Consider the following 17,016-nt stretch of genomic DNA (forward strand, 5'->3'; position numbering starts at 1 on the left):
CGCGGTGTCCTCATCGTGATCATCGCGACGCTCGGTGAAGCAACGGCGCTCCGGGCCGGCCCGTTCCCGGAGTGGCAGGATGAGGGGCAAGCCCCCGCCTGCGAGCGGGACGCCGACGACTGCATCGAGGAGCACCCGTGAGCGCACCCACCTCCCCCGCCGATCTGGTCATCCTCGGTGGTGGCTCCGGTGGATATGCCGCCGCGTTCCGCGCATCAGAGCTCGGCCTGAACGTCGTCCTGATCGAGAAGGACAAGGTCGGCGGCACCTGCCTGCACCGCGGCTGCATCCCCACCAAGGCGCTGCTGCACAGCGGCGAGATCGCCGACCTGGCCCGCGAGGGCGAGCAGTTCGGCGTCAAGACGTCGCTGGCCGGGATCGACATGGACGGCGTCAACGCCTACAAGGACGGCGTCATCTCCAAGCTCTACAAGGGGCTGCAGGGCCTGGTGAAGGCGCGCAAGATCACCTACGTCGAAGGTGAGGGCCGGCTGACGTCCCCCACCACGGTCGAGGTGAACGGCCAGTCCTACGAGGGCAAGCACATCCTGCTGGCCACCGGCTCCTACGCCCGGACGCTGCCCGGCATCGAGATCGACGGCACAAAGGTCATCACCAGCGACCACGCGCTCAACCTCGACCGCGTACCGGCGTCGGCGATCGTCCTCGGCGGCGGGGTCATCGGCTGCGAGTTCGCCAGCGCGTGGAAGTCCTTCGGCGTCGACGTGACGATCGTCGAGGCCCTGCCGCACCTGGTGCCGCTGGAGGACGAGTCCTCCTCCAAGCTGCTGGAGCGTGCCTTCCGCCGTCGCAAGATCGGGTTCGAGCTCGGCAGCCGCGTCTCGGGCGTGGAGACCACCGAGAACGGCGTGAAGGTCTCGCTGGAGAACGGCAAGGAGCTCGAGGCGGAGCTCGTGCTGGTCGCCGTCGGCCGCGGGCCGGTCAGCCAGGGCCTCGGGTACGAGGAGGCCGGCCTGAACGTCGACCGCGGCTACGTGCTCGTCGACGAGCTCTGCCGGACCAACGTGCCGACCGTCTCTGCCGTCGGTGACCTCATCCCCACCCTCCAGCTGGCCCACGTCGGCTTCGGCGAAGGCATCCTCGTCGCCGAGCGGGTGGCCGGGCTGAGCCCCGCCCCGATCGACTACGCCGGCGTCCCGCGCATCACGTACTCCGACCCGGAGGTCGCCTCCGTCGGTCTCACCGAGGCCCAGGCCAAGGAGAAGTACGGCGAGATCAAGACGCTGACCTACGACCTGGCGGGCAACGGCCGCAGCCAGATCCTGAAGACCGCCGGTGCGGTGAAGCTCATCCAGGCCGTCGACGGCCCCGTGGTCGGCATCCACATGGTGGGCAGCCGCGTGGGCGAGCTCATCGCCGAGGCCCAGTTGATCTACAACTGGGAGGCCGAGGCCGACGACGTCGCCAGCCTCATCCACCCGCACCCGACGCAGAGCGAGGCGCTGGGCGAGGCCCACCTGGCCCTCGCCGGCAAGCCCCTGCACGTGCACGGCTGACCGTTCCGCTCTCCTCCCCCGTCCCACCCCAGAAGGAGCACTGCCCCGATGCCGACGTCCGTCACCATGCCCGCCCTGGGCGAGAGCGTCACCGAGGGCACGGTCACTCGCTGGCTCAAGCAGGAGGGTGAGCAGGTCGAGGTCGACGAGCCCCTCCTCGAGGTCTCGACCGACAAGGTCGACACGGAGATCCCGTCGCCCGCGGCCGGTGTGCTGACCAAGATTCTGGTGGCCGAGGACGAGACGGTGGAGGTCGGCGCGGAACTGGCCGTCATCGGTGGCGGCGACGGCGGCAGCGCTCCCGAGCCGGCGGCGGAGGCGGAGCCCGCCGAGGCCGAGGCCGAGCCGGAGCCCGCCGAGGCTGAGCCCGAGCCGGAGCCGGAGCCCGCGCAGGAGGAGGCGCCCGCCCCGGAGCAGGAGGAGGAGCAGCCGGCACCCCCTGCCGACAGCTCGGGCGACTCGGGCGGCGGCGAGGGCACCTCGGTGACCATGCCGGCGCTGGGTGAGAGCGTCACCGAGGGCACGGTGACCCGCTGGCTCAAGTCCGTCGGCGACGAGGTGACCGCGGACGAGCCGCTGCTCGAGGTGTCCACCGACAAGGTCGACACCGAGATCCCCTCGCCGGTGAGCGGCACCCTGCTCTCCATCTCGGTCAACGAGGACGAGACGGTCGACGTCGGCGCCGAGCTGGCCGTCATCGGCACCGGTGGCAGCGCGCCCGCGGCGGCGTCCGCCCCGGCGCAGCCGAAGCAGGAGGAGCCGAAGCAGGAGGAGCCGAAGCAGGAGGAGCCGCAGCAGGAGGAGCCGACGCAGGAAGCTCCCCAGCAGGACGCCCCGAAGCAGGAGCAGGCGGCTCCCGCCGCGAAGGCTCCGGCACCCCAGGCGCCGGCCGCGCAGGAGGCACCGTCCGGGGACGGCGGCGGCAACTACGTGACCCCGCTGGTCCGCCGCCTGGCCGCCGACCGTGGCGTCGACTTGAGCACCGTGTCCGGCACCGGCGTCGGCGGCCGGATCCGCAAGCAGGACGTGCTGGCCGCGGCCGAGACGCCCGCCGCACCGGCACCGGCCCCGGCCGCTGCGCAGGCTCCCGCCGCCCGCACGCCGTCGCCGGCGGCCATGCCCGACACGTCGGTGCGCGGCCGGACCGAGAAGCTGTCGCGCCTGCGCGCGGTCATCGCCCGGCGCATGGTCGAGTCGCTGCAGGTGAGCGCACAGCTGACCACGGTCGTCGAGGCCGACGTCACGAAGATCGCGCGCCTGCGGCAGCAGGCCAAGGGGGACTTCGAGTCCCGCGAGGGTGTGAAGCTCTCCTTCCTGCCCTTCTTCGCCAAGGCCTCCATCGAGGCGCTCAAGGCGCACCCGTCGGTGAACTCGTCGATCGACCAGGAAGCCGGCACGGTCACCTACCACGACACCGAGAACCTCGGCATCGCCGTGGACACCGAGCGCGGACTGCTCGTGCCCGTCATCCACGAGGCCGGCGACCTCAGCCTGGGCGGCATCGCCCGGAAGATCGCCGACCTGGCGGAGCGGACCCGCACGAACAAGATCACGCCGGACGAGCTGGGCGGGGGCACCTTCACGCTGACCAACACCGGCAGCCGGGGCGCACTGTTCGACACCCCGATCATCAACCAGCCGCAGGTGGCGATCCTCGGTGTCGGTTCGGTGGTGAAGCGCCCGGTGGTGGTCCAGGACGCGGAGCTGGGCGAGGTCATCGCCATCCGCTCGATGGTCTACCTGGCCCTCACCTACGACCACCGGATCGTCGACGGCGCCGACGCGGCGCGCTTCCTGACCACCGTGCGGGAACGGCTGGAAGCGGGACAGTTCGAAGGCGAGCTCGGCCTCGCTTGAGCGTCGTGGATCGGGGCCCCGGCACTCTGCCGGGGCCCCGATCGCGTCCCCGGGGGATCTGGAGAAGGAGCACCACGGAATGAAGATCGCGGTCACCGGCGCGTCCGGACTCATCGGCGGCGCGTTGCTCCCCGCCCTGCGGGCCGACGGTCACGAGGTGATCCAGCTCGTGCGGCGCACCCCGCGGACCGTCGACGAGCACCGCTGGGACCCCCAGCACCACCGCATCGACCCGTCCGTGCTCGCCGGTGTGGACGCGGTGGTCAACTTCGCCGGAGCGCCCATCCGTCCGCGCCCCTTCACCAGTGGCTACAAGCAGCGCCTGATCCAGAGCCGCCTGGACGCGACGACGACGATCAGCGACGCCCTGGCGGCGGCCGCGGCCGCAGACCCGGGCCGCCGGCGCGTCCTGCTGTCCGGGTCCGCCGTCGGGTACTACGGCGACACGGGCTCCCGCACGGTCACGGAGTCCGATCCCGCCGGCACCGACTTCCTGGCCCAGGTGTGCGTCCAGTGGGAGGCGGCCACCGCCCCCGCGGACGCGGCCGGCGTCCGTGTCGTGCACCTGCGGACCGGGCTGGTGCTCGACCGGTCAGCGATGCTGGTGAAGGTCCTCGGCACCGTGTTCCGGCTCGGCCTGGGTGGCCGCATGGGCGACGGGCGCCAGTACTGGCCGTGGATCAGCCTGTCCGACGAGATCGGAGCGATCCGGCACCTGCTGACCGCCGACGTGGCCGGCCCGGTCAACCTCACCGGACCCGCCCCGGCGACGAATGCCGAGTTCACGACGGAGCTGGGCCGCCAGGTACACCGGCCCACCGTGCTCCCGGTGCCGGCCTTCGCCCTGAAGCTGGCGCTCGGTGAGTTCGGCCGCTCCAGTGTCGTCGGCGGCCAGCGGGCCCTCCCGGCCCGGCTGCAGGAGTCCGGGTACGAGTTCACCCACACGGACCTGCCCTCGGCCCTGCGGGCGGCGCTCGCCAAGAGGTGAGAGCTGGTCAGGTCTGACGTTCGGCGCTCTCGATCAGCCACCCGTCACCGGAGCGGGCCAGAACGAGCCGGACGCCCGTCGCCGGACGCCCTGCCCCCGACCGCACTGCCTCGCCGTCGGGCCGGGCCGCGGACACGACCTCGTAGGCCGGCCAGCTGTCGACCAGGTCGAGGCGCACCCGGTCCCCCACCAGCTCCGCGGCGGTCACCTGCTCGACCGCAGGCTCGAACCCGCGGAGCACCTCGCCCGCCTGCGCCAGCTCCTGTGCGAGCTGGGTGTCGGCCGCCAGCAACGCGCTGCCGGGCACGTGGACGTCGTCGAGCAGTGCGGGTGACGCGGTCGCGAACGCCTCCGCCCGGCGGCCGTACAGCTCCGCGACCACCCCGCGCCACTCGTCGACGCTTCCGGGCTCGATCCGCTGCTCCCCCTCCAGCGGCGCAGGACCGGCCGCCTCCGACGGGGCCGCATCGACGGCCGCTCCCCCAGGAACGTCCTCGGGGGCGGCGCCGGTCGCCCCGAGGAGGCCCCAGCCGGCCCCCGCCAGCGCCGCCACGACGAGGACGACCACCGCGAGCCGTCGGGTGAACAGTGCCGCCACCCCACCGCGGACCGCCGCACGCCAGATGTCCCGACGGCCGGCCGGCTCGATGATGACGGGGGCCGGACGCGGACTGCGGCCGGGCGCCTCGTGGGTGAGCTCCGTCCGCGGACCGCGGCCGGTCATCCCGAGTTCCGCGTCCGGGACGCCGTCCACCGGCAGCCGCACCGGCTCGGGTCGGCAGGCGTGCCGCAGGTCCAGCGCGAACGCCGCCGCCGATCCGCGGTCGTGGGGGTCGGCGGCGAGGCCGCGGCCGATCACCTCGATCAGCGCCTGCGGCGCGTCCGGGGCGAGTTCGGCCAGGTCCGGCAGCAGGCCCTCCGCGGCGACGGTGAGCGTGTCGGCGGGGGTCGCCGCGTTCCAGGGTGCGATCCCGGTCAGTGCATGGAACGCGGCGGCGGCGACGCCGAAGACGTCCGATGCCGGCCCGGGTGCCCCGCCGCGGGCCACGGTGGGGTCGACATAGGCGGGGGTGACCTCGCCGGCGGCCGTCTCGCCGAGCACCCGGGCCACGCCCAGGTCGGTGAGCACCGGACGCCCCTCACCGGTGAAGACGATGTTGCCCGGGGAGAGATCGCCGTGGACGACGCCGTTCCCGTGCGCATGGGCGAGGGCGGCGGCCACCGGGGCGATCGCGGTGACCACCTCGCCGGGGCGCAGCCGCCCGCGACGGGCCAGCAGCGCAGCCAGGCTGCCGCCGGCCAGGAGTTCCAGGACCAACGCCACGCGCGGCGCCGCGCCGCGCTGCGGCTGGTGCACCACCTCGAGCAGGCGGACGAGGTGCGGATGGTCGAGCTCGCCCAGCAGCGCCGCCTCCCGGGCCTGGCGCTCCGGGTCCCCCACCACCAGCACCTTGACGGCGACCGGCGGGCCACCCCGCCGGGGCACGGCCCGCCAGACCTCACCGGAGCCACCCCGGCCCAACCGCGACTCCAGGACGTATCCGGGAACGAGCGGCGCTTCGGCCACGCCAGCAGCTACGGCGGAGGACATGGACCGGGACGCTAGGCCGATCCGCGTCCGCCCCGCTCGGGCTGTCCACAGCCGAACCGACGGGACGGCTGGGTGTCCTGTGTCACCCGGGACGAGAGATCGGGCCTCCGCGGCGTGGTCGCCCCGGAGGCGCCCGAAGGCTGCTTACCGTCGACCGATGCACCCGCACCGAACACTTCCGGTCCCCGCGTCACCGGTCGTCTGCGAGCCCGACCGCGTCCGGTACCTGCACCTCGTGGCCGCTGCCCGGGTGACCGCCGTGCGCCCGGTCAGCAAGCAGCAGGTCGCCGACATCGTCCGCGTCACCGTCGACGACGAGGTCGACACCCGCACGTTCGCCGCGATCGTCGCCGACGTCGCGACCGACGTCCTGCGCTGACGCACAGCCGCCCGGCGGGCGCAGACCCCCGCGGCTCGACATCCCCCCGCGGCACTTAGGTTCGGAGCCATGCCCGCCTCCGCACCGACGATCGTCGCGACCAGCATGGGGTTCGCCTCCCGGGGCCGGGGCCCCTACGACTGGAGTCCCGGCCCCGTCTTCGACCTGATGACCGAGCTCGCCGGAGCGCCGGAGCGACCGCGGCTCTGCTATCTGGGCACCGCCACCGGGGACGACCCGGCACGCGTGGCCGGCGTCTACGGCGCCTTCGCCGGCAGCGCTGTGCAGGTCAGCCACCTGAGCCTGTTCACGATGCCGACGGTCGCCGACGCCCGTGCCCACCTCCTCGAGCAGGACGTGATCTGGGTCGGCGGCGGCAGCGTGGCCAACCTGCTGGCCGTCTGGCGGGTGCACGGCCTCGACGACGTGTTCGCCGAGTGCTGGCGGGCCGGCGTCGTCCTCGGCGGGGTGTCGGCGGGGTCGCTGTGCTGGCACGTCGGCGGCACCACGGACTCCTACGGCCCCGACCTGCGCCCCGTCACCGACGGCCTCGCGCTGATCCCGACGTCCAACGGCGTCCACTACGACTCCGAGGAGCAGCGCCGGCCGCTCTACCACCGGCTGGTCGCCGAGGGCACGCTGCCCGCGGGGCATGCCACCGACGACGGCGTGGGCCTGGTCTACCGCGGGACGGACCTCGTCGAGGCCGTGGCCGATCGGCCGGACAAGGCGGCCTACCGCGTGGAGCGCGGACCGGACGGCACAGCGGTCGAGACGCGCGTCGAGCCGCGCCGCCTACGCTGATGACCGTGACGGAGCTGCGGATCGTGCGGGCGGGGCTGGTTCCCTACGAGGAGGCCTGGGCGCAGCAGCGGGAGCTGCACGCCCAGCGCGTCGCCGGCGAAGGTCCCGACACCCTGCTGCTCCTGGAGCACCCCTCGGTCTACACGGCCGGCAAGCGCACCGAGGCCCACGAACGGCCCTTCGACGGGACGCCGGTCATCGACGTCGACCGCGGCGGCAAGATCACCTGGCACGGCCCCGGTCAGCTGGTCGGCTACCCGATCGTCGCGCTGCCCGACCCGATCGACGTGGTCGCCTACGTGCGCCGGCTCGAGGACGCACTCATCGAGGTGTGCGCCGGCTTGGGCCTGTCCACCGGCCGGGTCGAGGGCCGCAGCGGCGTCTGGGTGGCTGCCGACGGCTCCGGGCCGGAGCGCAAGGTCGCGGCGATCGGCGTACGGGTGGCCCGCGGCGTGACGATGCACGGCTTCGCGTTGAACTGCGATCCGGACATGACCGCGTTCGCCAACATGATCCCGTGCGGGATCCCCGATGCCGGGGTGACGTCGCTGTCGGCGGAGCTCGGCCGCGACATCACGGTGGCCGACGCGACCGGCCCGGTCGAGGACGCGATGCGACGGGTGCTGGCCTTCGAGCCCGCGACCGCTGGATGACCCCGCTCCCCTCCAGCACCTACGTCAGCCTGACGACGTTCCGCCGCACCGGCGTCCCGGTCAGCACCCCCGTCTGGGCGGCGCCGGACGGCGACACGCTCCTCGTGTGGACGCGCACCGACACCGGAAAATAGAAGGACCCCCTGCCCCCCACCGCTCGCAGGCTCGCGTCGGGCCCCTGCAGGAGGCCTGAGCCGGGTCGAGGGTCCGGACGTCGAGGGTGTCGCCGGATTCGTCGCGCATGCGGAGTGGCCCGGCGCGCTCGCCGCCCTGCGCCGGGCCTACGGCCTGCAGTTCCGGCTGTGCTACGTCACGTCGCGAGTAGTGCGGCGGTTGTGCCGCCGCGACACCGACCGCAACGAGATCATCCGCATCCGCCCGGCAGCCTGAGAATTCTCAGCCGAGGACGAAGTTGACCAGCCGGCCCGGGACGGCGACGACGCGGCGCACGGTCGCGCCGTCGAGGTAGCCCGCGATCTTCTCGTCGGCCCGTGCGGCTGCCTCCAGGGCCGCGGCGTCGGCATCGGCCGGCACGCTGACCTGCGACCGGACCTTGCCGTTGACCTGGACGGCGACCTGCACCGTGTCGTCGATCAGCCAGCGCTCGTCGGCGACCGGGAACGGGTGCCACGCAGAGGACTCGTCGTGGCCCAGCCGTGCCCACAACTCCTCGGCGACGTGCGGGGCCAGCGGGGCCACCAGCAGCACCAGCGGCTCGGCCACCGATCGCGGCACGGGCTTGTCCGCGCCGTAGACCGACGTCAGGTGGTTGGTCAGCTCGGTGATCCGCGCGATGGCGATGTTGAACCGCAGGGTGGTGAACCCGTCGCGGACGCCGTCGATCCCCCGGTGCAGCGCACGCAGCGTGTCCTCGGACGGCTCGACGTCCGCGGCCCGCACGGCCCCGGTCTGCTCGTCGACGACGACCCGCCAGATCCGCTGCAGCAGCCGCTGGGATCCGACGACGGCCTTGGTCTCCCAGGGACGCGACTGCTCCAACGGCCCGGTCGACATCTCGTAGACCCGGAAGGTGTCGGCGCCGTAGGCGCCGATCATCTCGTCGGGCGTGACCATGTTCTTCAGGCTCTTCCCGATCTTCCCGTACTCACGGTTGACCGGGTTGCCCTCGTAGAAGAACTGGCCGCCCTTCTCCACGACGTCGGCAGCGGGCACGTAGAAGCCCCGCTCGTCGGTGTAGGCGAAGGCGGAGATGTAGCCCTGGTTGACCAGCCGGCGGAACGGCTCCTCGCTGGAGACGTAGCCCAGGTCGTGCAGGACCTTGTGCCAGAAGCGGGCGTAGAGCAGGTGCAGCACGGCGTGCTCGACACCGCCGACGTACAGGTCCACCCCGCCGACGTCACCGGGCTCCCGCGGGCCCAGCCAGTACTTCTCCAGCTCGGGGTCGACCATCTGCTCGTCGTCGCCGGGGTCCAGGTAGCGCAGGTAGTACCAGCACGAACCGGCCCAGTTGGGCATCGTGTTGGTCTCGCGGCGGTACTTCTTCGGCCCGTCGCCCAGGTCCAGCTCGACCGTCGTCCACTCCGTCGCGCGCGACAGCGGCGGCTCGGGGGCGGAGTCGGCGTCGTCGTCGGCGAACGTCTTCGGTGAGTAGTCCTCCACCTCGGGCAGCAGCACCGGCAGCATCGACTCCGGGACGGCGACCGGCAGGTCGTTCTCGTCGTAGAGGATCGGGAACGGCTCGCCCCAGTAGCGCTGCCGGCTGAACAGCCAGTCACGCAGCTTGTAGGTGGTGGTGGCCTCGCCGTGGCCGTGCTCGACCAGCCAGTCGGTGATCGTCGCGATGGCGGTCGCCTTGTCCAGCCCGTCCAGCGAGATCTCGTCGTTCGACGAGTTGATCATCGGCCCCGGGCCGGTGTACGCGCCGCCGTCGAAGTCGGCCGGCGGCTGCACCGTGCGGACGACGGGCAGCCCGAAGGCCTCGGCGAACTCCCAGTCGCGGGTGTCCTCACCGGGAACGGCCATGATCGCGCCGGTGCCGTAGCCGGTCAGGACGTAGTCGGCGATGAACACCGGCAGCGCGTTGCCGTTGACCGGGTTGGCGGCGGTGACGCCGAGCCAGACGCCGGTCTTGTCGCGGCCCTCGGTCTGGCGGTCCAGCTCCGAACGGCGGGAGGCCTGCCGCTGGTAGGCGGTGACCGCCTCGGCCGGGGTAGCCGCGCCGCCGGTCCAGCGCGGGTCGGTGCCGTCGGGCCACGCCGCCGCGGTCAGCGCCGCGACCAGCGGGTGCTCCGGCGCCAGCACCATGTACGTCGCGCCGAACAGCGTGTCCGGTCGCGTCGTGAAGACCTCCACGGTCTCGTCGCCGACCGAGAACCCGATGCGCGCCCCGGCCGAGCGGCCGATCCAGTTGCGCTGCATCTGCTTGAGCGAGTCGGTCCAGTCCAGCCGGTCCAGGTCGTCGATCAACCGGTCGGCGTAGGCGGTGATCCGCATCATCCACTGGGTCAGCGGACGCCGGAACACCGGGAAGTTGCCGCGCTCGGAGCGTCCGTCGGCGGTGACCTCCTCGTTGGACAGCACGGTGCCCAGTCCGGGGCACCAGTTCACCGGGGCCTGGTGCAGGTAGGCCAGCCGGTGCGCGTCGACGACCAGCCGTCGTCCCACCTCGTCCAGCTCGGCCCACGGCCGCCCCAGCGGGTTCGTACCCGAGGCCGGCTCGCGCGTGCCGGCGTCCAGCTCGGCGATCAGGTCCTCGATCCGGCGCGCCCTGCCGACGCGCTCGTCGAACCAGGAGCCGAACAGCTGCAGGAAGATCCACTGGGTCCACTTGTAGTAGCCCGGGTCGATGGTGGCGAAGCTGCGGCGGTCGTCGTGGTCGACGCCCAGGCGGCGCAGCTGCGCCCGGATCGCCTCGATGTTGGCCTCGGTGGTGACCCGCGGGTGCTGCCCGGTCTGGACGGCGTACTGCTCGGCGGGCAGGCCGAAGGCGTCGTAGCCCATCGGGTGCAGCACGTTGTCGCCGTCCATCCGGCGGAAGCGGCTGGTGACGTCGGTACCCAGGTAGCCCAGCGGGTGCCCGACGTGCAGCCCGGTGCCCGACGGGTACGGGAACATGTCCATCAGGAAGAACTTCGGGCGGTCGGCAACCTTCTCGAAGCCCGCGCTCAGCCGGCCGGTCGGGTTGGGCGTGTGGAAGGTGCCCTCGCGCTCCCAGCGGTCCTGCCAGGCGAGCTCGATCTGCTGGGCCAGGGCCGGCGTGTAACGGTGCGGCGGGACGTCACCGGACGTCAGTTCGGCACCCTGCTGGTCGGCAGTCTGGCTCATCGCGCGTGCTCCCAAGTTCGCGTACCGGCGGCGGACATCAAAAAACCCCTCACGCAGGAGGGGTCGCCGTGCTGTCTGAACGTCTCAGGTCAGCACGGCCTGGAAAGAAGGAGCCGCCCGGTCACGCCGCCCAGCCTACCGCGAGGGCTGGTACCCGGGCGGCACCCTTCCCCGGCCTGATGCGGCCCTGCTTCCGCTGTCGTGACCAACTAGCCGCTGCCCCGGCTCCAGATGTCGGCGCAGCGGCCGATTCACATTGTGTGCAACGCGAACGCCGTTCAGTGGTGGGTGACGAGGACGCGTCGTCCTCCCGCCTGCCGCTGATCCTGACGCTCGCGAGCCTGACACTCTTCGCCACCGGGGTCGGCCCCCGTCCCGACGGCGAGATCTGGCCTATCGTCTACGACCTGCTGCTGTACAACGCGGTCTTCGCATTCGGCGCGATCGCCTGCGTGGCGGCGGCGCTGTCCGCCCGGGTCGATCGGCTGGCGTGGTGGTCGCTCGCGGTCGCGCTCGCGCTCAGCGTCATCGGCAACGTGATCTACACCGTCGTCATCGCGCGGATGGAGAACGAGCCCTTTCCCTCGATAGCCGACCTGTTCTACCTGGTCTACTACCTGCCGCTGTACGTCGCCCTCCTCGCGCTGATCAAGACGCGCGTCATCCGCTTCCACGCCAGCATGTGGCTGGACGGCATCGTCGGCGCTCTGGGTGCCGGCGCAGTCGCGGTGGCCGTCCTGCTGGGCCCGGCCCTGGAGATGACGGAGGGCGATCCTGCCGTGGTCGCCACGGGCCTGGCCTACCCGATCGCCGACGTCGTCCTGCTGGCGCTGCTGGGCGCGGTCGGCGCGATCCTGGGCGTCCGCCGCGACCGGACGCTGCTCCTGCTGGCCGCCGCCATCGTCGCCAACCTGGTCGGCGACATCGTCTTCCTCGACCTGGCAACGCAGGACATCTACGTCGAAGGCGGCGCGCTCGACCTGGCCTGGCTGGCCGGTGCGGCGCTGATGGCGGTTGCCGCGCACGTCAGCAAACCCGATTCACCCGCCCCCGTCAGGACGACGTCCGCCCGGGTCGGCTGGCGGGTCCTCGCGGTTCCCCTGTCCTGCAATGTCGCCAGCCTCCTCGTCCTTGGCGCCGGCTATGGCGACCGGCTGAACCCGGCCGCGGCGTGGCTCGCCGTCGGCTGCGTGCTCACTGCCCTCTGCCGCACCGCGATCACGTTCCGGGAGGTGCGGGCGTTCAACGAGGTGCGTGAGCAGGCCCGCACGGACGAGCTGACCGGCCTCCCCAACCGCCGTCAGCTCCTCGCGGAGGCCTCCACGGCGCTCGCCACGGCGACGGCCCGCCGTCCCGCGGCGCTGCTGCTCCTGGACCTCGACGGCTTCAAGGAGGTCAACGACAGCCTCGGCCACCACGCCGGCGATCAGTTGCTCCGGCAGGTCGGCCCACGCCTGCGGCCCGCCCTCGGCCCGGGTCAGCTCCTCGGCCGGCTCGGCGGCGACGAGTTCGCCGTCCTGCTCCACGACGCCGGCCTCGACGAGGCGCAGGAACTGGCCGAGCGGCTCCGGGACCTCATCCTCGAGCCGTTCACGATCGAGGGCATCCGGCTGCACGTGGGCGTGAGCATCGGCGTCTCCACCGCCCCGGTGCCGGCCGCCACCGTGCAGGAGCTGCTGCGCTGCGCCGACGTCGCCATGTACGCGGCCAAGTCCGGCCGCGAGGGCGTGCACGTCTACCTGCCCGCCCCGGACGGCGGGTCCGGCGACCGGCTGCGCACGATGGAGGAGCTGCGGACGGCCCTGGACGACGATCAGCTCGTCGTCCACCTGCAGCCGCAGGTCGCCCTCGACGACGAGCGGGTGGTCGGCGTCGAGGCGCTGGTCCGGTGGAACCACCCGACCCGTGGCCTCCTCTCCCCCGCGGAGCTGCTGCCGGCCGCCGAGCAGGCAGGCCTGCTCAGGCCGCTGACCGACACCGTGCTCGAGCTCGCCATGGCGGCCGCTGCACTGTGGTGGTCCGACCAGCCCGTCCCGGTGTCGGTGAACCTGTCCGCGGCGAACGTCAACGACCTCGACCTGCCGGGCAAGGTCTCGGCCGGCCTCGCGCGGCACGGGCTCCCGCCGGAGGCGCTCACCCTCGAGCTCGTCGAGGACACGCTGATGGCCGACCCGGAACGTGGCCGCACGGTGCTCGGGGAGCTGCGGCTGCTCGGCGTCCGGACGTCCATCGACGACTACGGCACGGGCTACAGCTCGCTGGCCTACCTCCGGCACCTGCCCGCCGACGAGCTCAAGCTCGACCGCAGCCTGACCGCCGACGTGGACGACGACCGGCGGGCCGCGGCGATCGTGAAGCACACCGTCGCCCTGGCCCACGACCTCGGGCTGCGGCTCGTCGCCGAAGGGGTCGAGGACGCCGCCACCGGTGCGGCGCTCGCGCGGCTGGGCTGCGACATCGCCCAGGGCTACGCGATCGCCCGCCCGATGCCGGTCGAGGACTTCCTCCGGTGGCTGGTCACTCCCCGGCCGCTGCTGCTCGAGCAGACCCGGGCCTGACCGCGGGCACGGCGGCCACCGGGCGCGGCCCGGGCCGGGGCGTCGACGCCAGGCTGGACAGCTTCAGCCAGCGCGGCAGGGCCCGGCGGGCCTGCGGCTCGCCGTGGAGGACCAGCTCACCGGAGCGCAGCGCGGACGCCCAGTCCAGGTCGCCGCGCCAGATGAGGGTCAGCGTCCGCAGCGTCGCCTCCACCGTGACGCGCACGGGGAATCCCGGATCGTTGTCGCAGACGTCGACCCCATCCCCGGTGATCACGATCCACCAGTGCCGGGTCGCCCGGCGCACGTCCGGGAAGTCGAAGCCCACGACCGTCCGGCCGTCGGGCACGGCCTCGGTGTCGACGTTGCGATGGATGTCCCAGAGCAGCAGGTGCGGATCGAGGTCGTCGTCGCCGAGCTCGGGGATCCAGCGGGTTCCCCAGCGGCCCAGCGCCTCCACGATCGGTTCGAGCTCCTTGCCGGACTCGCTGAGCCGGTAGGTCACTCGGTTGCCGTCCTCCCAGCGCTCGACGACCCCGGCTCGGACCAGCGTCTGCAGCCGCTTGGACAGCAGGGCCGGCGACATCCTGGGGACGCCGCGGCGCAGCGCGTTGAAGTGCTGGCTGCCCATCATCAGCTCGCGGACGACGAGCAGCGTCCACCGCTCGTCGAGCAGCTCCATGGCCTTGGCCACCGGACAGAACTGGCCGTAGTGCGAGGGCATCGGTCCCTCTCCCGTCGACTGGTGGCTCCGAGGTAGGGAACGCTAGGGGCGCACCCCTTCCGGCGGTAGTACAGAAGCTGTACTGGCGGGATACAGATCCAGCACTGGGGGCGGGCGCGGGGCGGCAGAACTCTGGACGGCGTCCTCCTCCCGTCTCCTCCCTGGAAGTCGCCATGACCCTCACCGCTCCCTCCCCCGCGACGCCGGCCCCGACCGGCGAGCCCACCCTGGCCGACACCGCTCCGAAGGTGCTCGCGCTCATCGCGGGCTACGTCGGTCACCGGACCGTGTCCATCGGGCTGCGCCAGGGCCTGATCCGGCAGCTGGCCGACGGCCCGGGCAGCACGCCCGACGATCTGGCCGAGGCCCTCGACCTCGATCCCTTCTACGTCGGCGTCTGGTGCCGTGGCGGCCTGGCCGCCGGGGTGCTCGACCGAGCGGGCAGCGGCTACCGCCTCGGCGACCACATCGCGACGCTGTTGCTCGACACCGCCTCACCGGCCTGGGTCGGGGGCGTGTTCGCCGTCACCGAGGCTCCGGAGATGTTCGGCCGGTTCGAGGCGCACTTCGCCACCGGCGAGCGGATGTGGTGGGACGACACCAGCCCCGAGTGGATCGCCGCCGTCGCCGGCACGGGCACGCCGTTCTACACGCGACTGGTCCCCGGCGGGCTCGCGAAGGTGCCCGGCCTGACCGAGCGACTCGAGGCCGGCGTCCGGGTCGTCGACACCGCGTGCGGCGCCGGGCTGGGCGCCGTCCGGCTGGCCACCGCGTACCCGCGCAGCGTCGTCGTCGGGGTCGACGGCGACCTGCACTCGGTCGAGCAGGCTCGGGAGCGGGTGGCTGCCGCCGGGCTCAGCGACCGGGTCGAGGTGCTGCACAGCGCCCTCGAGGACTTCACCGTCGACCGGCCGGCCACCGTGGTGATCAACAACATCTCGATGCACGAGTGCCGGGACATCGACCGGGTCGCCGAGAACGTGATGGCGGCGCTGGAGCCGGGCGGCTGGTTCGTCATCTCCGACTTCCCGTTCCCGGACACCGATGAGGGGCTGCGCAGCGTGCCCGGCCGGATCATGACCGGCATCCAGTTCTTCGAGGCCCAGATCGACGACCAACTGCTGCCGCGTGCGGCCTACGACGACCTGCTCTCGCGCCACGGGTTCGTCGACCTCGGCTCGGTGCAGCTCACGCCGATGCACGCGCTCACCTGGGGACGCCGTCCCGCCTGATCGGGGGACGGTGCCGGGGACGGGCGCGTCGTCGCCGCCGTGGCCTTCACCCGGCACGACGACCCGACCTGTGCCGGCCCTCGGCCCTGACCGCGCGCCGCTGACCGACGCCCCGCACGCGGTCCCCCCGCTGCGGTCGCGCGGCATTCCGACCGCCGTCGAGGCGTACGGCAGCGGAGCCGTGGTGCTCGCGCGGCTCCGCGACCTGCCGGTCGACCGGATCGCGCTGCACCCGGCCGTGGCCGCTGAGGTGGTCGCCGACCCCACGGCCGCCCTCGTCGTGGGACACACGGTGGCACTCACCCGCGTACTCGGCAGCACCGTGCACGCGGACTCGGTGGACGTGCACGTCGATGCGACGTTGACCCGCCTGGGCTGCGAGGTACTCCATGCCGGTTCTGGTCCGCTGCCGGCTGACGAGTTCGAGGCCTGGCTCCGGCGCGACGACGCCGTCCGGCCGTTCGTCTGAGGCGGGTCAGGCCAGCTGAGGAGCGACCTCGCTCGCCACCAGGTCGAGGTGGTCGAGGTCGGCCAGGTCGAGCACCTGCAGGTAGAACCGCTCTGCTCCGGCCTCGACGTACCGACCCAGGATGTCGACCGCCTCGGCCGGGGTGCCGGCGACGCCGTGCTCGCGCAGCTCGTCGACCTCGCGCCCGATGGCCGCCGCCCGGCGGGCGAGCTCGGCCTCGTCCTTGCCCACGCACAGCACGAGCGCCGAGCTGTAGACCAGGGACGACGGATCGCGGCCGGCGTCCGCGCAGGCCTCGCGGACGCCGGTGAACAGGCGTGCGTTGTCCTCCGCCGAGCTGAACGGCACGTTGAACTCGGCGGCGTACCGGGCCGCCAGGCGAGGCGTCCGCTTCTTGCCCGAGCCACCCACGATCACGGGGACACCGCCGTCCTGGACCGGCTTGGGCAGCGCCGGTGAACCGGAGAGCTGGTAGTGCTCGCCGGCGAAGTCGAAGGTCTCCCCCGGCCGGGTGTTCCACAGCCCGGTGATGACGGCGAGCTGCTCCTCGTAGCGGTCGAAGCGCTCGCCGACCGACGGGAACGGGATCCCGTACGCGGTGTGCTCGGCCTCGAACCAGCCCGCGCCGATGCCGAGTTCCACCCGGCCACCGCTCATCTGGTCCACCTGGGCGACCGAGACCGCCAGCGGGCCGGGCAGCCGGAACGTGGCGGCCGTCATCAGGGTGCCGAGCCGGATCCGGCTGGTCTCGCGGGCCAGTCCGCCGAGGGTCACCCACGCGTCGGTCGGCCCCGGCAGGCCGTCCCCGCCCATCGTCAGGTAGTGGTCGGACCGGAAGAAGGCGTCGAAGCCGGTCTCCTCGGTGCGCCGGGCGACGGCCAGCAGGTCGTCGTAGGTGGCGCCCATCTGGGGTTCGGTGAAGATCCGCAGTTCCACGCCCCGACGCTAACCAGGCCCCCGCTCCGTCGCCCGGCGGGACC

General features: G+C 72.8%; 15 protein-coding genes. 11 read left to right on the forward strand and 4 right to left on the reverse strand.

Going from position 1 to position 17,016, the window contains the following annotated elements; translation table 11 throughout:
- The first annotated feature begins 15 nt into the window (after positions 1-15).
- From E4P38_RS23815 to E4P38_RS06770, 4 genes are all read left to right on the forward strand, one after another.
- The gene (locus E4P38_RS23815) at positions 16-141 is read left to right on the forward strand and encodes a hypothetical protein (protein WP_280791055.1); all 126 of its coding nucleotides are present in this window, start codon (positions 16-18) and stop codon (positions 139-141) included.
- Positions 138-1,517, forward strand: a complete 1,380-nt coding sequence (gene lpdA / locus E4P38_RS06760; RefSeq protein ID WP_135131009.1) for a dihydrolipoyl dehydrogenase — start codon at positions 138-140, stop codon at positions 1,515-1,517. The genes E4P38_RS23815 and lpdA overlap by 4 nt, the downstream gene beginning before the upstream one ends.
- A 48-nt stretch (positions 1,518-1,565) precedes the next feature.
- On the forward strand, positions 1,566-3,374 hold the full coding sequence (gene sucB / locus E4P38_RS06765) for a 2-oxoglutarate dehydrogenase, E2 component, dihydrolipoamide succinyltransferase (protein WP_135131010.1): 1,809 nt from the start codon (positions 1,566-1,568) through the stop codon (positions 3,372-3,374).
- Between the two features lie 79 nt (positions 3,375-3,453).
- Entirely contained in the window at positions 3,454-4,362 is a 909-nt protein-coding gene (locus E4P38_RS06770; RefSeq protein ID WP_135131011.1) for a TIGR01777 family oxidoreductase, read from the forward strand.
- Positions 4,363-4,369: 7 nt separating this feature from the next.
- Here E4P38_RS06770 and E4P38_RS23820 read toward each other — a convergent pair whose 3' ends face one another.
- On the reverse strand, positions 4,370-5,953 hold the full coding sequence (locus E4P38_RS23820) for a serine/threonine-protein kinase (protein ID WP_135131012.1): 1,584 nt from the start codon (positions 5,951-5,953) through the stop codon (positions 4,370-4,372).
- Between the two features lie 157 nt (positions 5,954-6,110).
- On the opposite strand from E4P38_RS23820, the gene E4P38_RS06780 reads away from it, so the two are divergent.
- From E4P38_RS06780 to E4P38_RS06795, 4 genes are all read left to right on the forward strand, one after another.
- Positions 6,111-6,332 (forward strand): hypothetical protein, encoded by a 222-nt coding sequence (locus E4P38_RS06780; RefSeq protein WP_135131013.1) that lies wholly within the window; start codon positions 6,111-6,113, stop codon positions 6,330-6,332.
- Positions 6,333-6,401: 69 nt separating this feature from the next.
- The gene (locus E4P38_RS06785) at positions 6,402-7,136 is read left to right on the forward strand and encodes a peptidase E (RefSeq protein ID WP_135131014.1); all 735 of its coding nucleotides are present in this window, start codon (positions 6,402-6,404) and stop codon (positions 7,134-7,136) included.
- Between the two features lie 5 nt (positions 7,137-7,141).
- Positions 7,142-7,789, forward strand: coding sequence for a lipoyl(octanoyl) transferase LipB (lipB, locus tag E4P38_RS06790; RefSeq protein WP_245160848.1), 648 nt, complete (start codon positions 7,142-7,144; stop codon positions 7,787-7,789).
- Complete coding sequence (locus E4P38_RS06795; RefSeq protein ID WP_209308980.1) at positions 7,786-7,923, forward strand: pyridoxamine 5'-phosphate oxidase family protein; 138 nt, start codon at positions 7,786-7,788, stop codon at positions 7,921-7,923. Before lipB ends, E4P38_RS06795 begins: the two co-directional genes overlap by 4 nt.
- Positions 7,924-8,185: 262 nt before the next feature.
- Here E4P38_RS06795 and leuS read toward each other — a convergent pair whose 3' ends face one another.
- On the reverse strand, positions 8,186-11,074 hold the full coding sequence (gene leuS, locus E4P38_RS06800; RefSeq protein WP_135131016.1) for a leucine--tRNA ligase: 2,889 nt from the start codon (positions 11,072-11,074) through the stop codon (positions 8,186-8,188).
- A gap of 284 nt (positions 11,075-11,358) precedes the next feature.
- Between leuS and E4P38_RS06805 the strand changes: the two genes are divergently transcribed.
- Positions 11,359-13,632: an EAL domain-containing protein gene (locus E4P38_RS06805; RefSeq protein ID WP_245160849.1), complete on the forward strand. Its 2,274-nt coding sequence runs from the start codon at positions 11,359-11,361 to the stop codon at positions 13,630-13,632.
- Here the strand turns inward: E4P38_RS06805 and E4P38_RS06810 are convergent.
- On the reverse strand, positions 13,592-14,335 hold the full coding sequence (locus tag E4P38_RS06810; RefSeq protein WP_135131018.1) for a helix-turn-helix domain-containing protein: 744 nt from the start codon (positions 14,333-14,335) through the stop codon (positions 13,592-13,594). The two genes, E4P38_RS06805 and E4P38_RS06810, sit on opposite strands and share 41 nt — an antisense overlap.
- Positions 14,336-14,508: 173 nt before the next feature.
- Between E4P38_RS06810 and E4P38_RS06815 the strand changes: the two genes are divergently transcribed.
- Positions 14,509-15,567: a class I SAM-dependent methyltransferase gene (locus E4P38_RS06815; protein ID WP_135131019.1), complete on the forward strand. Its 1,059-nt coding sequence runs from the start codon at positions 14,509-14,511 to the stop codon at positions 15,565-15,567.
- A gap of 70 nt (positions 15,568-15,637) precedes the next feature.
- Complete coding sequence (locus tag E4P38_RS06820) at positions 15,638-16,036, forward strand: EAL domain-containing protein (protein ID WP_167760473.1); 399 nt, start codon at positions 15,638-15,640, stop codon at positions 16,034-16,036.
- 6 nt (positions 16,037-16,042) lie between these two features.
- Here the strand turns inward: E4P38_RS06820 and E4P38_RS06825 are convergent, their stop codons facing one another.
- Positions 16,043-16,972, reverse strand: coding sequence for an LLM class F420-dependent oxidoreductase (locus tag E4P38_RS06825; protein ID WP_135131021.1), 930 nt, complete (start codon positions 16,970-16,972; stop codon positions 16,043-16,045).
- Positions 16,973-17,016: the final 44 nt, after the last annotated feature.

The sequence above is a fragment of the Blastococcus sp. CT_GayMR16 genome (assembly GCF_004570875.1).
In the GTDB taxonomy this organism is placed as follows: Bacteria; Actinomycetota; Actinomycetes; order Mycobacteriales; family Geodermatophilaceae; genus Blastococcus_B.

Coding starts and splice junctions, on each gene's coding strand:
- sucB (WP_135131010.1), top strand. CDS start 1,566: ATGCCGACGTCCGTCACCATGCCCGCCCTGGGCGAGAGCGTCACCGAG.
- E4P38_RS06770 (WP_135131011.1), top strand. CDS start 3,454: ATGAAGATCGCGGTCACCGGCGCGTCCGGACTCATCGGCGGCGCGTTG.
- E4P38_RS23820 (WP_135131012.1), bottom strand. CDS start 5,953: ATGTCCTCCGCCGTAGCTGCTGGCGTGGCCGAAGCGCCGCTCGTTCCC.
- E4P38_RS06780 (WP_135131013.1), top strand. CDS start 6,111: ATGCACCCGCACCGAACACTTCCGGTCCCCGCGTCACCGGTCGTCTGC.
- E4P38_RS06785 (WP_135131014.1), top strand. CDS start 6,402: ATGCCCGCCTCCGCACCGACGATCGTCGCGACCAGCATGGGGTTCGCC.
- E4P38_RS06795 (WP_209308980.1), top strand. CDS start 7,786: ATGACCCCGCTCCCCTCCAGCACCTACGTCAGCCTGACGACGTTCCGC.
- leuS (WP_135131016.1), bottom strand. CDS start 11,074: ATGAGCCAGACTGCCGACCAGCAGGGTGCCGAACTGACGTCCGGTGAC.
- E4P38_RS06810 (WP_135131018.1), bottom strand. CDS start 14,335: ATGCCCTCGCACTACGGCCAGTTCTGTCCGGTGGCCAAGGCCATGGAG.
- E4P38_RS06815 (WP_135131019.1), top strand. CDS start 14,509: ATGACCCTCACCGCTCCCTCCCCCGCGACGCCGGCCCCGACCGGCGAG.